Here is a 19,997-nt window from a genome sequence, read left to right on the forward strand (position 1 = left end):
ATAAATTTAAATGAAATCCCTCTAAAACAAAGGAGTAACACAGACAGCATGGACTTAAAGAAATTAGAACATATCCTAAGAATTGCAGAGGAAAAAAATATCAGCAGGGCGGCAGAACGACTTTTTATCTCCCAGCCGGCTTTGAATTTACAGCTTTTAAATCTGGAGCGGGAGCTGGGCACAAAGCTCTTTGTCCGTAAGGGAAATGAATGTAGTGTCACGGAGGCGGGCAGAATCTATGTGGAAACCGCCCGGAAAATGATGAATATGAAGAAGGACTGCTATGCCAAGATTGCAGAGCTAAGCCAGCTTCATAACGAAGAAATCGCCATCGGAGCCTCAGGACTTCAGGGAGACTATATGATGTGCTACATTTTCCAGAAATTCCATGAATACCATCCCAATGTAAAATTACAATTTACCTCTATGAAGGGCTTAAAAGCACAGGAATTGGTGAAAAACGGCACCATTGATTTAGGCATTGTCCTCATGGGAGACAAGCAAAGCTATCGTATGGAATATAAGCTGTTGGGAAAAGTCGAACTGCTTTTAGCCATTGCCAAAAATCATCCTTTGTTAGAGGTTTTGGAAGAAGAGGGCGAAATTACTGAAATTGATTTGGCTAAGCTTTCCGAGCTTCCCTTTGTGCTGGCACCCAAGGATTCTACAGAACGATCCGTTGCGGAAATGGCCTTCGAAGATGCAGGCATTGACCCCTATGTGCCTATGGATGTGGAAGGAATCCATTACCAGATGGCTCTGGTGGAATCTTCGGATTACTGCTCCTTTATCAGCAGTAATAACCGCGCCCATGTGCCGGACAGTATCCGCCTGATTCCCTGTAAGACACATCCGAAAATGAATGCGGTGGCAGTATATCGGAAAGATAAGCCCTTGACGAAGGCCCTGGTGGAGCTGATTTCCCTAGCGGAGGAATATTGGGCTTCCTTCTCCGAGGAAGAGTCATTCTAACTATCGCTCTACCCTTCCTGCTATGGAAAGAATATGCACTTCCTCCGCTCCGGCTTCTAGGAGCTTTCTGCTACAGGCCTCCATGGTGGCTCCTGTGGTAAAGATATCGTCCACCAAAAGCACCCGTTTTAGGTCGAAGGGTAATGCTTCACAGTGAATGGCTTCCAAGAGATTTAATAAACGTTCCTCCGGGCTACAGTCCTTTAAGGCTTTGGTTTTCTTTACTCTCTGCAAATACTCTGAAGCCAGAGGGATGCCGCAGACCTTTGCCAGACTTTCTCCAATGACCTCTGCCTGGTTATAGCCTCTTTCCCTTCTTCTGTTGGGATGAACCGGCACAGGAATAATAGCCTGAATTCCCAATTCTTTTATCTTTGCCCCAAAAACCTCTCCTGCCTTTTTGCCAAAAAAGATGCCCTTATCCCTTCTGCCCTTATACTTTAGAAGCACTAAAGCATCCTCCACTTCCTCCGTCAGCTCATACAGCATCATACCGGTAGAAAAGGAAAAGCCGTGTCTTTTACAGTTTCCGCAGTACTCCTCCGTTTCCAATAAAATTCCCCTGCCACATTTTTTACAGATTGGCTCCTCCATGATTTTCTCGTAAGCCTTGCAGGCAGGGCAGATTTCTTCTTTTCCGCTTTCCGTAAGCTCATCACAAAGGATGCAGCGAGGAGGAAAGAGGGCATTGATGATGGCTTCTTTCCAGTCTTCCTTTTTTCTCATATTTCCTCCTATCCTCTATCTTCTGAACTAATAACAATCCTCTCTGACTTATTCCTATACTTTCGGACTGATGCCAATACATTCATCTTAAATACATGCAAATTGCTTATTTTTTATAAAATTCATAAGAGAAAAGATAGATATACTCATTATCGGAGAAGGCATCGGTTTTTCCTAAGAGCAATTCATGAAGATTCTGAATCTTTATCTCATCCTTATCATATACCCATGCCAGCAATACGTCTTCCATATCATAAAGGATTTCCGGTTTTCCCTCTATTCGAATTTGTGATCTGATATAGTATTCTCTTCCCTCTACTCCTTCCATAAGAGGCAAGTTTATAGAGGCCTTAGCTTCCGCATCTGTCCAAACCACAAGCTTTATTACTGCATGGTCATAATCCGGAACGATGATAATGCCTCCATTTTTCGGGGAATCCATACCCTCAAAGCCAATCTCTACAGGTTCTTTCCTTAACAGTTTTCCCTTATGATATTCTGAATAATAAATCTTGATTCCGGCATACCGATCCGTTGTCGTAAATTTAAAAGCATCTGCCCCGTCCGGCCCGGCAATCAGATTCACCGTCTGCATTTCTACACTATTCTCGGCCATCGGTGTAATAAAGTTCATCGGTCTGTAGCCACGATATAGGGAAGTAGCAATTACCGCAGTCGTAACGATGGAAAGAATCAGCAATGCACAAATGATATACTTCAAGCTTTTTTGTTTGCGCTTACTGTCTGTAACAACACTGATGATATTTTCTTCCGACTTCTTTTCGATATTCTCATGGACAATATCTTCGCCGGCTAAAAACTCGTTAATACTAATGCCTAAAAGGGAACAAAGGTCAAAATAAAGCGATACATCCGGAAGGCAAATGCCTCGCTCCCACTTGGAAACAGACTTATCGCTCATGCCTATTTTCTCGGCAAGCTGCTTTTGGGTCAGCCCCAAATTCTTTCTTTTTCCCGCAATATACTTTCCGATTTTAACAAGATCCATACAGTCCCCCTTTCCTATGATGTGATAGTATCCCATAGGTAAGAGAAATCACAGCTCTTAAAAGTAGAATTTCCTCCTATTCCTCTGAAAATGGATTTCCTCCCTCCATAGAAAAAGCGGCGGAAAAGCTTTCTCCGATATCCTGTAATTGTTTCGCCAAACCGGAGTAGCGTTTCAGTTCCTGCTCGTTATGAAGCATTTCCAGAAAGACCTTGGGATGCCCCAAAAGGCAGACACAGGACTTAGCTCTGGTAATGGCGGTGTAAAGAATATTTCTGGTCATCAGCATTTTCGGTCCCGGGTACATGGGAAGCAGTACCGCCGGATATTCCGAGCCCTGGGATTTATGAATGGTAATGGCATAGGCCAGCTCCAGATTTTCCAAATCCTGAAAGTTATAGACCACCTTTCTCTCCTCAAAGAACACCGTTACCGTCTTTTGGTAGGCATTGATTTCCGTTATCTTTCCGATATCCCCGTTAAAAACACCCTCTCCACTTTCTATAGGCAGGTTAAAGTTTCCGGGAATTTCCCAAGCCAGCTGGTAGTCATTTTTAATCTGCATGACCTTGTCTCCCAGTCGGAAAATGTTGCCGCTTCCCTCATATTCCGGCTTGTTCTTTCCGGGAGGGTTCAAGCGTTCCTGTAAAAAACGATTCAGATTTTCCACTCCCAAAAGTCCCTTTTTCTGAGGGGACATTACCTGAATGGAAAGAGGCTCGGTAGAAAGATATTTGGGCAGCTTCTCCTTCATCAAAATGGCGATATTTTCCAGAATCTGCTTCGGCTCCTGCCCCCGAATAAAGAAAAAGTCCCTGGATTTCTTTCCCAGATCCGGTTCAATGCCCTGGTTGATTTTATGGGCATTGACTACAATATCCGACTCCATGGCCTGCCGGAAAATCTTCTTCAGGGAAATGGTTTTCATGCATTGAGAGGCAATAATATCCTTCAACACATTTCCCGCGCCCACGGAGGGAAGCTGTTCACTGTCCCCCACCAAAATCAAACGACAGCCCACGGGAACGGCACGAAGCAGGGCATCCATTAAATACAGATCCACCATACTCATTTCATCCACAATCAGCACATCATATTCCAGAGGGTTTTCTTCGTTTCTTTGGAACAGGGAAAAATCCCGATCCTCCTGCTCCTGATCCTCCCGGCCCATGTATTCCAAAAGCCGGTGCAGGGTTTTTGCCGGATAGTCCGTGGCTTCTCCCATTCGTTTCGCCGCTCTTCCGGTGGGGGCAGCCAAAGCAATGCTCTTTCCCTGTCCGGTAAAGATCTGTAAGATGGTTTTGATAGTAGTGGTCTTTCCCGTTCCCGGCCCTCCGGTAATCACCAAGACACCGGAGGAGGCCGCAAGGCTTACCGCCTTTCTTTGGAGAGGATCCAGGGTGATTTTTTCCCTGTCCAAAAGCTTATCTATGGCCTTTTCCCAGGAATCCACATGGGCCTCTTCCTCTTCCACATTTAACTGTAAAAGCCGGGAGGCCACCCGCATTTCCCGATAATAGGTACTGGCCCGGTAGACATTTTCCCCCTTGACCTTCACCTTTCCTTGCAGTTGCAGCTCCAGAAGCTGCTCTTCCAAGTCCTCCAGAGGCATCTCCAAAATTCGCTCCGCCTCTCTTTTTAAAATCGAAAAAGGAAGGTAGCAATGTCCATGCCACTCTCCCTGTAAGAGGGTATAGTTGATGCCGGCTCGCATACGGAAGGGTGATTCTTTCTCCACTCCCACCTTTTTCGCCAGCTCATCACATTTCTTAAAGCCTACTCCCTCCAGCTCCTCCGCAATACGGTAGGGATTTTCCTGTAAAACCTGCAGGGTTTCCCCTTGAAAATGCTGATAAATCTTATAGGAGAGATTTAGGCTGATGCCATAGCCCTGTAAAAGGAGGAAAATGTCCTGCTGCTCCCGCTGGCCGGAAAGGTTCGTAGCAATATCCATGGCCTTTTGCATGGAAATGCCGTGAATTTCCGCAAGGCGCTCCGGCTCCTCCTCCATAATCCGTAGGCTGTCTTCCTTAAATTTTTTTACAATTCGGGCGGCAATGGCCTTCCCGATTCCCTTAATGGCTCCCGAAGCCAAATATTGTTCAATGCCAAAAAGACTGTCCGGAACCTCCAGCTGATACTCCTCCACGCTGAACTGCTTTCCGTATACCGGATGTTCCTTCCAGCGTCCCTTGGCCTTAATCTTTTCGGACACAGAAATATGGGAGAAGCTTCCCACCAAAGTGAACTCTTCTCCCTTATCCGTAATGCTACACACGGTGTATCCCGTTTCCTCGCTGCGAAAAACGATATGGGATACATTTCCTTCTATTTCTTCCAGACTAGAAGTCATCATCATCGTTGCTTAAATCAATGGACTTTCCTGTTCCGATTGCCACCGCTGTAAGAGGATCCTCTGCCAGCATGGTGGTGATTCCGGTCTTTTCCTGCATCAGCTTATCTAAACCGTAAAGAAGGGCTCCCCCTCCGGTCATTACGATTCCGCGCTCATAGATATCCGCCGCAAGCTCCGGCGGTGTTCTTTCCAGTACATGATGTACCGCATTGACAATCATGGTAGCCGGCTCCAGGAGGGCATCCAAAAGCTCATCAGAGCTTACTACTACCGTCTTTGGCAGAGCCGTAACCAGATTTCGTCCACGAACCTCCATGGTCACATTTTCCGGTCTCTTGCTGGCACAGCCGATATTGACCTTCATTTCCTCGGCAGTTCTTTCTCCAATAAGAAGGTTATGTTTCTTTCTCATATAGCGGAGAATGGCCTCATCAAAATCATCTCCGGCCACCTTAATGGACTCGGAAACCACAGGGCCGCCTAGCGCAATCACCGCAATGTCGGAGGTTCCTCCGCCGATATCGATAATCATATTTCCCTGGGGCTTGTATATGTCGATCCCTGCACCGATTGCTGCTGCCACCGGCTCCTCGATAATGCTTACCTCTCTGGCTCCTGCATGGCTGGCTGCATCCTGTACTGCCTTCTTCTCCACCTCTGTTGCTCCGCTGGGAATGCAAACGCAGATTCTGGGCTTTCTCAGGGTTCTTCTTCCTACAGCCTTATTGATAAAGTACTTCAGCATCTGCTCGGTTCTGGTGTAATTGGAAATCACGCCCTGACGAAGAGGACGGACAGCGGAAATATTGTCCGGAGTTCTTCCCAGCATAAGACGGGCATCCTCGCCAAAGGCTACCACTTCATCATTTTCTTTATTTACCGCAATAACAGAGGGCTCTTTCAGCACGACACCTCTACCCTTTATATAAATCAGAATACTGGATGTTCCCAAGTCGATTCCGATATCATTTGAAATCAAGGAAAACATAAATTCCTCCATAAATAGCCACAATATATCTTTTATAGTATAACGGATTGAAAAAGAAAGGGAAAGTAGTCTTAGACAGATATTTTTTTAATATTTTTGAAGTTTCTATTCCACTATTTTTCTTTTTATAGGACTAACAAAACTATACTTTTTCCCATTTCTTCTCTATACACTAAAATTCTTTTACAAATTCTGCTGCCGTCATAATCTTAGGATTTAAAATCCCGGATTCCAGAAAATCTTTATCACCTGTCAATAATATATCCACTCCTGCATGAATAGCCGCTCTAAGTATTGGTCGGTCATTCACATCTCGTATCTGGGATTCCAGCTCATTTTCCTTAATAGGAATTGATACAACCTCCAACGTTAATAATGCTAGAGATAGGAAACCCTCTAACGCCTGGATTTTATGAGGAAATTTTCTATTAAAAATACGACGCATTTCGTCAATGTTTTGTTCACAAAGTAGTCCATGATTAGGATAACTAACTGCTTTTACAAATGCTTGATAGGGAACTCCCTTGCTACTTAACGCAGCAGATATCAATATATTTGTATCAATAAGAATTTTCATTATTCTACACTTTCTGCACGAACATCTTTTACAAGATCCATAATAGCCTCATCTGTAGATAAATCAGTATTTTCAGCTTCTCCTTCCATTTGAGCCTGGAGTATCTGCATAGCATAAACTGCAGAATTAATAAGTCTTACGCTTCCATTTTCCACAACAAATGTAATTCTATCACCGCAAGAAACCCCTAAAATTTCTCTAATATCCTTTGGAATTGTTACTTGTCCTTTTGCCATAACCTTTGCATTATCAATAAAAGTTTGATTCATCATCAAAAGCACCCCCATTATTTCATAAATATAGTTCTAAATCTAAATATACTTTTTTATACTTAATTCCTTCTTTCAATATAATAGAAAGTAGGGAAATCCCTACTTTCTATTATATTGAATATTTTCTATTTGGCAAATGTTTTGTAATTTTAAATAGCTAATGTATTGAAAGCATTTTCTTGACCTCTTTCAAAACCGGAACTTCCCTTTGGGCAATCAGCCTTCCCAGCTTTGTATTACTGCATTTTTCATATTCCTTTATGGCTTCTTCATAGCTTAGCTTCAAGGTTTCCATGTGAAAGTCTCGGATTTCATAGGGCATCAAATTCTTTTCCCCAAAGGCACGGACTTTACACAAAAAATAATGGTTAATGTTGTGCCGATGAACATGGTTGTAATAATCACTGACTATCCCAATTTCTTGGAGGATTTCCACCTCGGCACCCAGCTCTTCCTTTAGCTCTCTTTTGATAGCCGTCTCTAAGCTTTCTCCCTTTTCCACTCCGCCACCGGAAGTTTCAATCAAGGTGGCTTTTCCGAAAGAATCATCCCTATGAATTCTCACAAAATAGAAATTCTTCTCTTCATCAAAAACAATGCCCCGGGCAATCTCTCTGTCATGGTCAATATATTCAAAGGGAAATTCCCTATCCTGTAGCCTTAGGTTCAATTTACTTTCCTTAGATATCATTTTGATAAATATCCCTCCTATGCCCTATCCCCAATACCAGAACAATTACTTTATCCTCCTGAATTTCCGCAATGATTCTATAATCCCCTACTCTATATCTCCATTGTCCGCTTCTATTAGCTGTTAAGCCCTTTCCATGTTTCCTGGGATCTTCACAGCCTTCTAAGTTCTTTCTAAGCCAAGCAACAATAAGAGAAGCTGTGTACTTATCCAGCTTTTTCATCTGCTTTAATGCCTTATCGGAAAACACAACCCTAAAACTCATCCTAAGCCCAGCTCTTTCTCCACCTCATCAAGAGTATAGGTAATAGGATTTTCCCTATATTCTGCTATGGCCTCTTTATAGGCCTGTAAATCATATTCCTCTTCAATATGTTCAAGAACTGAGCGTCTAAGCAATTCCGAAACACTAATTCCATTCATTTCCGCATATTTTTTGAAAAGCATAGAGTCTGCTTCATTTAACCTTAAAGAAATCGTCATCCCATCTCTCCTTTCATGTGTAATACATTGTATTATATATTGGATAATACGTCAATTTCCACTTCTTGCTTTCCAAGAGAAAATATGGCAAGATTTTACATAGAAAAATTAGGGGGTATAAAGATGGCAAAGCTTGTAGATTCCAAAGAGACCATTGCGGTATTGCAAAGGACGAACTTCCAGTTCAAGAAGCAATTCGGTCAGAATTTTTTAATTGATGCATCCGTATTGGATCATATTATTTCTCATGCCAAGATTCAGAAAGAGGATTTGGTGATTGAGATCGGTCCCGGAATCGGAACCTTAACGGAATCCCTTTGTGAGCATGCAGGACAGGTGATTGCCATTGAAATTGATGATAAGCTGATTCCTATTTTAGAGGAGAATCTTGCCGGCAAGGAGAATTTCCGCCTCCTACATCAGGATGTTTTGAAGGTGGACTTTACGGAGCTACTAAAGGAGTATCCAAGCTTTTCCTCCGTTAAGGTTGTGGCGAATCTTCCCTATTATATTACCACCCCCATTTTACTCTCCTTGCTGGAAAAGAAACTTCCCCTAAGCTCCATCACCGTCATGGTACAAAAGGAGGTGGCGGAGAGAATGCAGGCTGGTCCCGGTACCAAGGACTACGGCGCTTTATCTCTTGCGGTGCAGTACTATAGTAAGCCGGAGATTGTGCAGGAGGTTCCCCCTCACTGCTTTATTCCTCGTCCAAAGGTAAGCTCTATGGTGATTCACCTCTCCATTTACAAGGAATCCCCTGTCGAATGTGAAAATCCGGAGTATCTCTTTAAGACCATTAAGGCTTCCTTTATGCAAAGACGGAAGACTTTGGTGAACGCCCTGTCCGCCGGTCTTTCCCTGGATAAGGAAGTAATTAAAAGCGTACTCTCCGCCCTTTCCTATCCGGAAAATGTAAGAGGAGAGACTCTTAGCTTGGATGAGTTTGCGGAAATCAGTGATAACCTGGACCCGGAGTGGAGGGAAAAACAAAAGTCCGTATTTTGCAGGTTTTGCGAGTAAGTAAGAAGGAGCTATAAAATCAAAAAAATTTTCTAAGCAATATAGGTCTGAATTGGGGCATGCTCTCGCTAGCCTCGCCTTCGCAGTACAGGACTGTAGAATGATAAAAGGCTACGCTTCGAAGCTGTATGGATATGAAATCGGGCACGCTCCCGCTAACCTCGCCACGTAGCGGATACTAAGCGAAAAACACAGTACCTGTGTTTTCGCAAGTACCGACGGGCTCAGATTGCCCTTATTATAGCCCCACACTGTATCATTCGATTCAATTATTGATTTTACAGTCCTTCACTTCGCCGGCCTTTCGCAAGTATCAGGCTCAGACTACCCCATATTCAGACCTATATTGCCGAAAATTCTTTACTATTTTGATTTTACAGCTCCTTTTTTCATCCTACCCATTCAAAATAGTTTTTCGCAAAGAGATATAAAAGGGGTTGTAAAACAAAAGAACAGCGTATATGCATAATAGGTCTGAAAGCGGGGTAATCTGAGCCCGCGGGTACTTGCGAAAAACAAATGTAATGCTGTTTTTCGCTTAGTACCCCTGCGATGGCGAAGTTAGCGAGAGCGTGCTCCGGTTTTAGACCTATTAATGCATATACGAAAGCTTGACTATTTTGATTTTCACAGCCCTTTTAGATCTACTTCTTCAAATATCCGTAAAAAGCATTATGCACCTTCTCATATCTGGCGATAGCTTCTTCTCTACTGATGTTTCTGGGTATGCTGCTTCCTCCTAGGGTATATACCGTAATAAAGCTATTGTTGTAGCCGCTGATTAACTCCCATTGATCCTCCATACGAATCATCAGAGGATAGCCCTTGCCCACATAGTAGAGGGCAGCGTGCAGATCCATACCATAAAGATTTAGAAGCACGCCGTTATCATAGTCCATAGCTCTTCGAAGCTCCGGGATTTGGGAAACAAAATTGCTGATTGCCTCTTCCTGAATCTTCAGGTTAGCGGTATTGGGACGGTCTGTTCTATTCCAAACAATCCGCTCCTTCTGATCCACCACATAACCGAACTGGTCATAAATCTTCTTATAGGCCGCCTCCATGGTGGAGAACTCTCCCTGATAATGCCCCAGGCTATAGGCGGAGAAAAGTATATTCTCTTCCTTGGTTTCTCCCGGAAGCTCAATAGAGCCTGCCTTTTCAATAGAGAACTTTTCCGGGTAATGCAGACTAAACTGGCTAACCGCCTTACCTACCATGGGAAGGTACTGCAGTTTTCCGATATTTCCCAGAACCTTGGATTCCAAGGCAATCTTTCTTTCATCTTTGATTTCTTTGTTGGAAAGCAAACTGTCCTTCCCCACATACTGATATTCCCCGTCCTGCAGCTGGTATTCATCAAATCGAAGCTGATTTCCTTCCAGACTGAAATTTGCAAAATACAGGCCATCCTTTTTGTAGGAAAGCTTGGTTTTCATGTCTTCCCCAACTATGCGAATCTCCGATACCGGCACTTCTCCCTGAGGATTCCAAATCTGATCCTTATCACTATCCTGTAAGCCGTAGAGGAAATCCTCCCCCAGAAAGCCGATTACCTTCAGTCGTTTTCCATCTTCGGAAATGCTCAAATTCTTATCTCCGTGGAGATTTCTAAAGGCAATTTCTCTGTGCAATTCTCCGTCATTGTTCTTTTCTCCGTAAGCAATAAATTGCTTACTGCTACTGGAGGCAAAATCATTTTCCGAAAGTCCGGTAGCCAGCGTAATGACCTCGAAGCTGTTGGTGTCCACCCCATAGATACTGCCGGCAAAGAAAATGTAGAACATCCTATTGTCCGCATAGTAGGAAAGATTTTGAATATTTTCCTCCAGCTTTTCCTTACTGGCCTTTAGAGGCAGGAAGAAATTCTCCACCACCGTATTTTCCGAATTGTCATAGGTATAAAAGACAATGCCGGTATAGCCCTCGTGTCGACCTCTTCGAATATAGCCGTATACCAGAAAATCCACATCCCCGTTGGTGTCCACACTCAAAATATGAATGCCGTGGGTAAAGCTCTCCTTCTCCACCGACTTCTCCCCCTCGTAATAGGAGAAAATCCGGTTCATATTGCCCTTTCCCTCCCCGTCGGCACGGTAAAGGGTATTCTTATCGGTAAAGGCATAGAAATTTTTAGTAGCGGATTGCAGGGCCTCAATATCGCTCTTTTCCCCCACACCCAGTAAAATCTTTTTATCCTTGTAACGATAATTCTGTCCGTCAAAAAGCTCCTTGGTTCTTCGGTCAAAGTCCATCAGGAAAATTCTTTGGGGATCATATCGCATCACATAGTTATCTTCATTAAAGAAACGGTGCACATTACCGTCCTGATCCGTGGCTCTGGAGGCATACTGGATTTGCACTAATGCCATGGTACCGTCCAGCTCCTTCAAACGAATCTCCGGCTCCCCGTCCATTTCCATGCCGCTGTCTCCCCAGGTTATCTGCTGGAAGGAGGAATGCAGATTCACATGGGCAAGAGAACTGTTATCCATGGTATCATCACTTTCCAGATAAGTGCTAAGGCTCTTGGCCTCCGATTTGGAAAAGCTCTTTCTGGTAAAATCCTCCGCAAGACTCAGAACTTCCTGTCCCATATCCTCCTTCCCCAGTAAAACGCGGGTATAGTAATAGACGCTGCTTTCTCCCAGGTCCAGTCGTAGACGAAGAAGGTACTCCTTTCCTTCCTTCATCAAGTTTTGGATAGGAAGGATAATGTGTACCCTTCCCCCTTCCTCCTGTAAGCTTCCTTCCTGGTCCTTTTCCAAAAGCTCCGTCCCATCCAGGGAACGAATATCATAATGCACAGACTTAGGGGCGGACTTTCCCTCCTCCAAAATCAACTCACACTGCCGGTTTTCCGGAAGTAAGGTCAGGCTGTCCCGCACAAAGACATCATCCATTTCCTGCAAATAGCCGTAGAGAGGATTGATTTCTTTTCCGGAGGAAAGCACATGAAGCACCGGTAATTTGCTTTTTCCCATGTTGGCATAAATTCTATTGTTTTGATCCATGGAACGATAAGAATGGAAGAAATAAAAAAGCAGAGCGACAAAAAAAATGCCGCCCAATACCAAAGCTCTGCTTCTTCTTTTATTCCAAAACTTCTGTTTACTTTCGCCTAGTCGTTTTAACAAAGTTTAACCCTTCTTCCTAATCCGGTCTTCCTATGCCCTAAGGCTTTTTTCTATCTCTGAATCTTTCCTAAGTCCGGGGCTTTTTCCTATCTCTGAATCTTTTCTAAGTCTGGGGCTTTTTCCTACCTCTGAATCTTTCCTAAGTCTGGGGCTTCTTCCTATAGCCTAAGGCCTCTTCCAGAGCCAGCTTTTCCTCCGCTCCAAGCTCCACGGAAGTGCTGCCTTCCTCCACCTCTTTAATATAGAGGAAGCCCCCTTCTTTGGCATGAACAGAATTAAAGATAAAGCCGCTGTTATCATAATTCAAAATCGCTAGGGCAAAGGAGAGATTTCCTCCCATACCGCCATAAGCATTATAGCGAACGATACCCCATTTTTGGAAGGAACGTCTGATATTCTTATGCAAAATCTTAAGCATTTCCCGCTGTTCTTCTTCCAGGTCCTCCAGCTTTTCCACATGTCTCTGCAGCTCGATAAAATAATCCTCCAGAGTTTCCGCATCCTTCCCCCGCATAAAATAATCATACTGGCGATAAAGCTTTTTATACTTGGCCTCTGCCTTCAGAGCGAAAAAGAGAGAAATGAGCGAAATTAATGTGGAAACCAGTACGAAAACCAATTTACCATGTTGTAGCAATACTTCCATTTATTCTTCTCCCCTTCCTTCTAAAATCCGGGTGATCCTATCCAAATCCTCCTTGGAGTAATATTCGATTTCCACCTTACCCTTATCCTCGTTCTTGGCGGTAATTGTCACCTTTGTCCCCAAATGCTCCTTCATCTTCTCTTCCAAGCCGTGAACAATGGTTTTCCACTGAGAGCTTAATTTCTTGGGCTTGTCTTGCTTTTCCATCGGAGCTTTTTCTTCCTTGGCCCGTCTTTCCATTTCCCGGACACTCCATTTTTTCTCTACACATTCCTTGGCAAGAGAAAGTCTTTTCTCTGTATTTTCCACGGAAAGCAGTGCTCTGGCATGTCCCTCGGACAAAAGATTCTGACGAAGATATTCTAAAATCTCTTCCTCAAGCTTTAAAAGTCGAAGGCTGTTGGCAATGGTAGAACGCTTCTTCGCCACCCTTTCCGCCAGCTCCTCCTGACTCAAATGATATTCCGTCAGCAGGCTTTGGTAAGCCATGGCTTCCTCCACCGCATTTAAGTCTTCTCTTTGGATATTTTCAATGATGGCTACTTCCTTACTGAGCTTTTCATCATAGTCCCGAATCAATACGGGAATTTCCGTAAGACCGGCCATCTTTGCCGCCCGAAATCTTCTTTCTCCGGCAATAATTTCATAGAGAGGGCCTTCCTTTTTTACCAGTAAGGGTTGTAAAACACCGAATTGCTTAATGCTCTGAGAAAGTTCCTCCAGCTCTTCCTGGGAAAATTGTTTTCTGGGCTGCTTTGGATTGGCTTGAATCAAAGAAAGCTTCACCATTGCCTGCTCCTCTTTCTTCTCCCGTCCATCCTTCTTTCCGGCAAAAAGGGTATCCACCCCTCTTCCCAAACCATGCTTTGCCATGTTCTTCCCTTCCTTTCTCTATCCGGCTGAAATTTATGTTTAAGCTTATGTTCTTTCCTGCTTTTCCGATTTTTCTAAATTTTAGTAAATGATATTCTTTGCGAAAATCTCAACTATAAGCTTTTAGTCAGCTACATCCTTTTCCAAAATCCCCGCAGCATGCTTTTAATACGCTATGTCCTTTTCCAGAATCTCCGCTGCAAGCTTTCTGTAGGCCTCCGCCCCTGTAGAGCTGTTGTCGTAAAGGGAGATAGGAAGACCGTGGCTGGGAGCCTCCGCCAGACGAACATTTCTGGGAATAATCGTCTTAAAAATAGGATCCGAAAAATGCTCCTGCACCGCTTTTACCACCTCCTGAGACAGAAGATTTCTGCTGTCATACATAGTAAATAAAATTCCCTCGATTGTTAAATCCGGATTCAAGGCGTCCTTTACCATGGAAATGGTATCCGTCATTTGGCTAAGTCCTTCCAATGCATAGTATTCGCACTGAATGGGAATCAGGACGGAGTGAGAAGCCGTTAAAGCATTTACCGTAAGGGTACCAAGGCTGGGAGGACAATCAATAAAGATATAATCATAGTCCTTTTGGATATTCTCCAGAGCTTCCTTTAATAAGAAGTTTTTATTTTCCTCCTCTGCAAGCTCTGCATCCATGGCGGAAAGATTCCTGTCTGCGGCAATAAAATCCAGATTTTCCAAAGCCTCCCGAACAATGCCCTTTTCTATGGGAAACTCTCCGCTAAGAATTCGGTAAATGCTGATTTCTTCCTCCCGAATACCGATTCCGCTTCCCGCATTTCCCTGGGGATCAAAGTCCAAAAGCAAAACTTTCTGTTTTGCTTCCGCTAAGGAAGCCGCCAAATTGACAGCGGTGGTGGTTTTTCCCACACCCCCCTTTTGGTTTGCAATTGTAATAATCTTCGCCATAAGACCCCTTAGCCTTTCTTTTTCTGCCTTAATCTATTCCATAACAAGCTATTTGTATAAGATATTTGTATAAGATATTCGTATAAGATTTCGTATAGGATATTCGTATAGAATATTTATATCCTTGCTTGCTATGAATTGTATTCCATTTCCGCTTTTGTTTCACGTGAAACATTTTAGCCCAGCTCTATATTACTGTCAATTTATCTTCCTGCTACTTTTTTCTATCTATTTCATTGCTAAGCTATCTCTTTTAGCAGCTATTCTGTTGCTATCCTTCTTCTATAAAAAAATTCTAGCTTCTTTTCTTCTGTTTTTCCGGAAGCTGGGCATAGACCACCGCAATGGTCATAATGATACAGCCGAATATTTCCCGAATTCCCAAAGACTCTCCCAAAAACAGCCATCCCCAAATCGCCGCATAAATGGCAGTGGTAGACATAAGAAGAGAAGCAAGAGTATCCTCCAGTCTCTTTTGCGCATAGCTTTGCATGGTGAAGGCCACTGCCCCGGACATAATACCGGCATAAGCAATGGGAAGGAAGGCTGCCTTCAAACTCATGAAGGAGAACTTTTCAAAGAAAATAAAGCCCAGTAATCCCACCAAAGAGCCTGCTAAAAACTGTATGGACATATACCAGCTGATATTGACCTTCTTCACATAATGCCCCACCTGCATAATCTGTATGGCATAGAGCACCGAGCAAAGAATGATGTACATATCTCCCCTACCAATGGTGAATTTCGTCCCTGCCTTAATCGCGATAAAATAAACCCCGACCAAAGCCAGAATTGCACAAAACCAGATTTTCTTTTCCGGCTTTTTTCCGATAACTAAACCGAAAATCGGAATCAGGATAATATACAGTACCGTTAAAAAAGCTGCCTTTCCCACGGTGGTTTCCTTTACGCCAAACTGCTGAATCACACTGGCCAAGCCCAGCACAATGCCGGTAAGGGATCCTCCCTTAATTCCTGCTCTTTTTTCCTCTGAAGAACAAGGCTTTAAAAAAGCAAAGGGGAGTAAACATAGACCGGATAAAAGATGACGATAAAACACAAAGGCGCAGGGACCGATTTGATCCATTGCGGTACTTTGGGCAATAAAGGCCAAACTCCAAATCACAGTCGTAATCAAAAGAGCAATAATTCCCTTATTTCTCTCCCTATAGGGATGCTTTTTTTCGGTCAAAAGCTTTTCCTCTCCTTTTGGGAAAATGCTTTCTTTCTCTATTTCATTTAACTTTTCCACTTGATAATACTTCTCTAACTAAGAGGCGACTTAGCCGGAGTTCCCGCCTTTCTAGGATATTTTTTTCCGCTAGGCTCTACTTTTTGAATCAAAAGCATAGCCCTTCCCATATCGGTTTCCGGCAGGGTATAGATTTTCTTCTCCACACATTTTCCTCCTAAAAGGAAAATGGCTTTCTTTCCCTGCTCCAATTCTTCTTCCACTTCTCTGCCCTTTAAGGCCAGAAAATAGCCTCCCGGCTTCACAAAGGGAAGGTCATACTCACTGAGGGTGGCAAGATTTGCCACTGCCCTGGAAACTACCAAATCGTACTGTTCCCGCAAGCTCTTATCATGTCCCAGGTCCTCAGCCCGACCGTGATAAAATCTCACCCCTTCCAAACCAAGGCTTTCCACCAGCTCTTCCAAAAAACGAATCCGCTTTTGCAAAGAGTCACTCAAAGAAAGCTGAATACTTGGAAAGGCAATTTTTAGAACAAGTCCGGGAAATCCTGCTCCTGTTCCCACATCCATTACCGACTTTCCCTCTATCCATTCTGAAAATGTTTCACGTGAAACATTCATTTGACAAATAGCCAGACAATCCACAAAGTGCTTAACAATGACCTCTTCCTCTTCCGTAATGGCGGTAAGATTCATCACCTTATTTTTTTCCACCAGAATCTGATAATATTGATAAAACTGTAAAAGCTGTTGTTCTGTTAAAGAAAGTCCTAAGCTCTCTGTTAAATGGGAAAGCTTCTCTCGAAAAAATTCGGTCATTTCTCTTCCTTTCTTCTTTCCTTTTCCTTCTCCAGATAAATCAAAAGCACCGATAAATCCGCAGGGCTGACACCGCTGATGCGGGAGGCCATACCCATATTTTCCGGACGAATCAAATCCAGCTTCTGTCTGGCTTCCAGACGGAGGTTGTGAATATCATGATAGCAGATATCCTTTGGCAGCTTTTTCCGCTCCATTTTCTTAAAGGCTTCCACCTGTTGAATCTGTCTCTTGATATAGCCCTCATATTTAATTTCGATTTCCACTTCTTCCTGTATGAAGGGAGAAAGGGAAGGTCTTTCCGGATCCAAGGGAGCAATGTTTTGATAATTACACTCCGGTCTCTTACAAAGCTCTCTCAAAGAAATACCGGACTGGATAGGAGAAGAGGAAATGCTTTCCAAAATCCTGTTATTCTCCGCATTTGCCCCGATATAGGTAGTTTCCATACGGCGAAGCTCTTTTTGGATGGCTTCCTGCTTTTCCCTGGTAGCCTTGATTTCCTCCTCTGAAACCATCCCCAGAGCATAGCCCTTTTCCCGAAGACGAAGGTCCGCATTGTCCTGTCTAAGCAGAAGACGATACTCCGCCCTGCTGGTCATCATTCTATAAGGCTCTTTGTTTTCCTTGGTCACCAGGTCATCAATCAAAACCCCGATATAGGCCTCGGAACGATCTAATACAAAGGGCTCTTTTCCTTCAATTTTTTGTACCGCATTTATTCCCGCCATAAAGCCCTGTACCGCCGCCTCCTCATAGCCGGAGGAACCGTTCATTTGTCCTGCAAAATACAGGCCGGAAATTTTCTTTGTTTCCAAGGTATTTTCCAGTTCCAAAGAATTTAAGCAGTCGTATTCAATGGCATAGCCGGTTCTCACCATTTCCGCCTGTTCAAAGCCCGCCATAGTACGAAGAATTCTCATCTGCACGTCTTCAGGAAGAGAAGAGGAAAGACCGGAAAGATACATTTCGTTGGTGTATCTTCCCTCCGGCTCCACAAAAATCTGATGCCGATTTTTCTCCGGGAACTTCATGACCTTATCTTCGATGGAAGGACAGTATCTGGGGCCGGTTCCCTGGATCACCCCGTTATACATGGGGGAACGGTCAATATTTTCCCGAATAATCTCATGACCTTCTTCACAGGTATAGGTCAGATAGCAATCCTCTTGGGGAATCTGCACCGTATCAGGATCCGTAGAAAAGGAGAAGGGCACCACAGGCACATCTCCCTTCTGGACTTCCATCTTGCTAAAATCCAGAGACCTTCTATCCACTCTGGCAGGGGTTCCGGTTTTAAAACGCTGTAGCCTGAAGCCTAAATCCAAAAGAGCCTGACTCAGCTTTGTAGCTCTGCGAAGGCCGTTTGGCCCGGTTTCTTCAGAAACCTCCCCGTAAATGCAGCGGGCATTCAAGTACACACCGGTGCAGATCAGCACTGCCTTGGCATAGTATCTGGCTCCGGTACTGCTCACAACCCCGCGAATTTCCGTCTTTTCCTCATTGCACAGCAGAGAGACGATTTCTCCCTGCCGAATATGAAGATTCTCCTGATTTTCCACAATATGCCGCATATTTTGAGAATAAACCTGCTTATCCGCCTGGGCTCTTAAGGAATGAACCGCCGGACCCTTGGATTGATTTAACATCCTGGACTGGAGAAAGGATTGGTCGCAGACCTTTCCCATCATTCCCCCCAGGGCATCCAATTCTCTGACCAGATGCCCCTTGGAGCTTCCCCCGATATTGGGGTTACAGGCCATCATGGAAATGCTGTCCGGGCTCAGGGTAAAAAGAAGAGTTTTATGTCCCCGCCTAGCGGAAACCAGGGCCGCTTCCACTCCTGCATGCCCTGCTCCCACCACTACAATATCCACCTGTTCTTCTAAAAATGCCATATTCCCTCTTTACTATTTTCCCATGCAAAACTTTGCAAAAATCTCATTAATCAAATCCTCGGAAACATCCTCTCCCAGAATTCTTCCTAAGGCACTGTATGCCCCCATTAAATCTATGCTTAAGAAATCCTCGGACAATTCCAGACGGATTCCCTCCAAGACCAATTCCAAAGCGGACTTTGCCTCTTCCAATGCTGCAATCTGTCGTTCACTATGAATATAAGTTTCCGTGGAAAAAGAAAGACTTCCGGTGTAGAAAAGCTCTTCCAGCTTCTGGCCAAGCTCCTCAATACCCCTTCCCTCTTTGGCAGAAATAGGAATCACAGGAAAACCGGTAGCCTTTTCCAGCTCTTCTTTTTGTAAAATGCTTTCCTTATCCATTTTATTTAGAAGCACCAGGACCTTTTTTCCCTCTAAAAGGGATAAAATCTTTCGGTCCTCCTCCTCTAAAGGAAGGCTTCCGTCCAAAACCAAAAGAACGCAGTCCGCCTTTTCAATCCCTTCCTTTGCCCGATTCACACCGATTTCTTCCACAATATCCTCTGTTTCCCGGATTCCTGCGGTATCCATCAAATGAAGAGAAAGGGAGCCGATACGAATATCCTCCTCCACCGTATCTCTGGTGGTTCCCGGAATATTGCTTACAATAGCCTTATCCGCCTTAACCAGACAATTTAAAAGAGAAGACTTTCCCGCATTGGGCTTTCCCACAATAACGGTTTGAATTCCCTCCTTTAAGAGTTTTCCTTCCCTTTGGTGCTTCAAAAGCTCTGAAATTTCAGAGAGAATCCCTTCCACATGGGCTTGACACTGCTCGGAAAAGCCCTCCAAAGAAATATGCTCCGGATCATCCAAAGCCGCTTCAATAAAGGCGGTATCCTCCAGAATTCTGCTCCGCATTCCCTTGATTTTCTCCTTCAGTGAACCCTGTAGGAGGGAAAGGGAGGAGCGAATGCTGTCCTCGCTTTTAGCAGAAATTAAATCCGCCACTGCCTCCGCCTGAGAAAGATCGATACGCCCATTTAAAAAGGCTCGTTTACTGAACTCTCCCGGCTCCGCCGGTCTTGCTCCGGCCTTGAGAGTGGCCTGAAAAACCTTTTGCATCAAAAGGATTCCGCCGTGACAGTTGATTTCCACAGTATCTTCTCCGGTAAAGGATTTGGGTGCTAAAAAAGTGGAAACCAAAACCTCATCAATTTCCTTTTCCCCGTCAAAAACAAAGCCATAGCGAATCCGGTGGCTTTCCCTGATATCTAAGGGTTTTCCCCCCTTAGTTCTTAAAATTTTTCCGGCAATTTCCACAGCCTGATTTCCGCTAATCCGGATAATGCCGATTCCGCTTTCTACTAATGCGGTGGCAATTCCGCTAATGGTATTTTCCAAATCCTCACCTCCTCAGCAAT

19 protein-coding genes are annotated in these 19,997 nt (G+C 44.0%); 2 read left to right on the forward strand and 17 right to left on the reverse strand.

The window, feature by feature from the left end; all coding sequences use genetic code 11:
- The first annotated feature begins 48 nt into the window (after positions 1 to 48).
- Positions 49 to 972, forward strand: a complete 924-nt coding sequence (locus tag RYL27_RS01100; protein ID WP_314964627.1) for a LysR family transcriptional regulator — start codon at positions 49 to 51, stop codon at positions 970 to 972.
- On the opposite strand, the gene RYL27_RS01105 is transcribed toward RYL27_RS01100, so the two are convergent.
- The 9 genes from RYL27_RS01105 to relB form a co-directional block, all read right to left on the reverse strand.
- Positions 973 to 1,698 (reverse strand): ComF family protein, encoded by a 726-nt coding sequence (locus RYL27_RS01105; protein ID WP_314964629.1) that lies wholly within the window; start codon positions 1,696 to 1,698, stop codon positions 973 to 975. It lies immediately after the preceding gene.
- Between the two features lie 106 nt (positions 1,699 to 1,804).
- Complete coding sequence (locus RYL27_RS01110; protein ID WP_314964631.1) at positions 1,805 to 2,707, reverse strand: helix-turn-helix domain-containing protein; 903 nt, start codon at positions 2,705 to 2,707, stop codon at positions 1,805 to 1,807.
- 76 nt (positions 2,708 to 2,783) lie between these two features.
- Complete coding sequence (recD2, locus tag RYL27_RS01115; RefSeq protein WP_442945741.1) at positions 2,784 to 5,066, reverse strand: SF1B family DNA helicase RecD2; 2,283 nt, start codon at positions 5,064 to 5,066, stop codon at positions 2,784 to 2,786.
- Entirely contained in the window at positions 5,050 to 6,051 is a 1,002-nt protein-coding gene (locus tag RYL27_RS01120) for a rod shape-determining protein (RefSeq protein WP_040649639.1), read from the reverse strand. The genes recD2 and RYL27_RS01120 overlap by 17 nt, the downstream gene beginning before the upstream one ends.
- Positions 6,052 to 6,223: 172 nt before the next feature.
- Positions 6,224 to 6,628: a putative toxin-antitoxin system toxin component, PIN family gene (locus tag RYL27_RS01125; protein ID WP_314964636.1), complete on the reverse strand. Its 405-nt coding sequence runs from the start codon at positions 6,626 to 6,628 to the stop codon at positions 6,224 to 6,226.
- Entirely contained in the window at positions 6,628 to 6,900 is a 273-nt protein-coding gene (locus RYL27_RS01130) for an AbrB/MazE/SpoVT family DNA-binding domain-containing protein (protein WP_242650912.1), read from the reverse strand. Before RYL27_RS01130 ends, RYL27_RS01125 begins: the two co-directional genes overlap by 1 nt.
- 157 nt (positions 6,901 to 7,057) lie before the next feature.
- The gene (locus RYL27_RS01135; RefSeq protein WP_314964638.1) at positions 7,058 to 7,591 is read right to left on the reverse strand and encodes an NUDIX hydrolase; all 534 of its coding nucleotides are present in this window, start codon (positions 7,589 to 7,591) and stop codon (positions 7,058 to 7,060) included.
- The gene (locus tag RYL27_RS01140; protein WP_314964640.1) at positions 7,581 to 7,856 is read right to left on the reverse strand and encodes a type II toxin-antitoxin system RelE family toxin; all 276 of its coding nucleotides are present in this window, start codon (positions 7,854 to 7,856) and stop codon (positions 7,581 to 7,583) included. The genes RYL27_RS01135 and RYL27_RS01140 overlap by 11 nt, the downstream gene beginning before the upstream one ends.
- Positions 7,853 to 8,074 (reverse strand): type II toxin-antitoxin system RelB family antitoxin, encoded by a 222-nt coding sequence (gene relB, locus RYL27_RS01145; protein ID WP_007158304.1) that lies wholly within the window; start codon positions 8,072 to 8,074, stop codon positions 7,853 to 7,855. The genes RYL27_RS01140 and relB overlap by 4 nt, the downstream gene beginning before the upstream one ends.
- 123 nt (positions 8,075 to 8,197) lie before the next feature.
- Here relB and rsmA point away from each other — a divergent pair, with 123 nt between their 5' ends.
- The gene (rsmA, locus tag RYL27_RS01150) at positions 8,198 to 9,097 is read left to right on the forward strand and encodes a 16S rRNA (adenine(1518)-N(6)/adenine(1519)-N(6))-dimethyltransferase RsmA (protein WP_314964642.1); all 900 of its coding nucleotides are present in this window, start codon (positions 8,198 to 8,200) and stop codon (positions 9,095 to 9,097) included.
- 644 nt (positions 9,098 to 9,741) lie between these two features.
- On the opposite strand, the gene RYL27_RS01155 is transcribed toward rsmA, so the two are convergent.
- From RYL27_RS01155 to mnmE, 8 genes are all read right to left on the reverse strand, one after another.
- Complete coding sequence (locus RYL27_RS01155) at positions 9,742 to 12,234, reverse strand: hypothetical protein (RefSeq protein ID WP_314964643.1); 2,493 nt, start codon at positions 12,232 to 12,234, stop codon at positions 9,742 to 9,744.
- Between the two features lie 139 nt (positions 12,235 to 12,373).
- Positions 12,374 to 12,880, reverse strand: a complete 507-nt coding sequence (locus tag RYL27_RS01160; protein ID WP_304069555.1) for a DUF4446 family protein — start codon at positions 12,878 to 12,880, stop codon at positions 12,374 to 12,376.
- A complete protein-coding gene (locus RYL27_RS01165) occupies positions 12,881 to 13,753 on the reverse strand; it encodes a ParB/RepB/Spo0J family partition protein (protein WP_314964646.1) in 873 nt (290 codons plus the stop codon).
- Positions 13,754 to 13,918: 165 nt separating this feature from the next.
- The gene (locus RYL27_RS01170; protein ID WP_007158309.1) at positions 13,919 to 14,683 is read right to left on the reverse strand and encodes a ParA family protein; all 765 of its coding nucleotides are present in this window, start codon (positions 14,681 to 14,683) and stop codon (positions 13,919 to 13,921) included.
- A 295-nt stretch (positions 14,684 to 14,978) separates the two neighbouring features.
- Positions 14,979 to 15,875: a DMT family transporter gene (locus RYL27_RS01175; protein ID WP_314964650.1), complete on the reverse strand. Its 897-nt coding sequence runs from the start codon at positions 15,873 to 15,875 to the stop codon at positions 14,979 to 14,981.
- A 74-nt stretch (positions 15,876 to 15,949) separates the two neighbouring features.
- Entirely contained in the window at positions 15,950 to 16,696 is a 747-nt protein-coding gene (gene rsmG / locus RYL27_RS01180; RefSeq protein ID WP_314964652.1) for a 16S rRNA (guanine(527)-N(7))-methyltransferase RsmG, read from the reverse strand.
- Complete coding sequence (gene mnmG, locus RYL27_RS01185) at positions 16,693 to 18,594, reverse strand: tRNA uridine-5-carboxymethylaminomethyl(34) synthesis enzyme MnmG (protein WP_314964654.1); 1,902 nt, start codon at positions 18,592 to 18,594, stop codon at positions 16,693 to 16,695. The genes rsmG and mnmG overlap by 4 nt, the downstream gene beginning before the upstream one ends.
- A gap of 12 nt (positions 18,595 to 18,606) precedes the next feature.
- Positions 18,607 to 19,977 (reverse strand): tRNA uridine-5-carboxymethylaminomethyl(34) synthesis GTPase MnmE, encoded by a 1,371-nt coding sequence (gene mnmE, locus RYL27_RS01190; RefSeq protein ID WP_314964656.1) that lies wholly within the window; start codon positions 19,975 to 19,977, stop codon positions 18,607 to 18,609.
- Between the last annotated feature and the right edge of the window lie 20 nt (positions 19,978 to 19,997).

The organism is Oribacterium sinus (assembly GCF_963537195.1).
Taxonomy (GTDB): domain Bacteria; phylum Bacillota; class Clostridia; order Lachnospirales; family Lachnospiraceae; genus Oribacterium; species Oribacterium sinus_A.

Bases quoted from the DNA above. Each gene is read 5' to 3' on its own strand.
- RYL27_RS01100 (WP_314964627.1), top strand. From the start codon at position 49: ATGGACTTAAAGAAATTAGAACATATCCTAAGAATTGCAGAGGAAAAA.
- RYL27_RS01105 (WP_314964629.1), bottom strand. From the start codon at position 1,698: ATGAGAAAAAAGGAAGACTGGAAAGAAGCCATCATCAATGCCCTCTTT.
- RYL27_RS01110 (WP_314964631.1), bottom strand. From the start codon at position 2,707: ATGGATCTTGTTAAAATCGGAAAGTATATTGCGGGAAAAAGAAAGAAT.
- recD2 (WP_442945741.1), bottom strand. From the start codon at position 5,066: ATGATGATGACTTCTAGTCTGGAAGAAATAGAAGGAAATGTATCCCAT.
- RYL27_RS01120 (WP_040649639.1), bottom strand. From the start codon at position 6,051: ATGTTTTCCTTGATTTCAAATGATATCGGAATCGACTTGGGAACATCC.
- RYL27_RS01125 (WP_314964636.1), bottom strand. From the start codon at position 6,628: ATGAAAATTCTTATTGATACAAATATATTGATATCTGCTGCGTTAAGT.
- RYL27_RS01130 (WP_242650912.1), bottom strand. From the start codon at position 6,900: ATGATGAATCAAACTTTTATTGATAATGCAAAGGTTATGGCAAAAGGA.
- RYL27_RS01135 (WP_314964638.1), bottom strand. From the start codon at position 7,591: ATGATATCTAAGGAAAGTAAATTGAACCTAAGGCTACAGGATAGGGAA.
- RYL27_RS01140 (WP_314964640.1), bottom strand. From the start codon at position 7,856: ATGAGTTTTAGGGTTGTGTTTTCCGATAAGGCATTAAAGCAGATGAAA.
- relB (WP_007158304.1), bottom strand. From the start codon at position 8,074: ATGACGATTTCTTTAAGGTTAAATGAAGCAGACTCTATGCTTTTCAAA.
- rsmA (WP_314964642.1), top strand. From the start codon at position 8,198: ATGGCAAAGCTTGTAGATTCCAAAGAGACCATTGCGGTATTGCAAAGG.
- RYL27_RS01160 (WP_304069555.1), bottom strand. From the start codon at position 12,880: ATGGAAGTATTGCTACAACATGGTAAATTGGTTTTCGTACTGGTTTCC.
- RYL27_RS01165 (WP_314964646.1), bottom strand. From the start codon at position 13,753: ATGGCAAAGCATGGTTTGGGAAGAGGGGTGGATACCCTTTTTGCCGGA.
- RYL27_RS01170 (WP_007158309.1), bottom strand. From the start codon at position 14,683: ATGGCGAAGATTATTACAATTGCAAACCAAAAGGGGGGTGTGGGAAAA.
- rsmG (WP_314964652.1), bottom strand. From the start codon at position 16,696: ATGACCGAATTTTTTCGAGAGAAGCTTTCCCATTTAACAGAGAGCTTA.
- mnmG (WP_314964654.1), bottom strand. From the start codon at position 18,594: ATGGCATTTTTAGAAGAACAGGTGGATATTGTAGTGGTGGGAGCAGGG.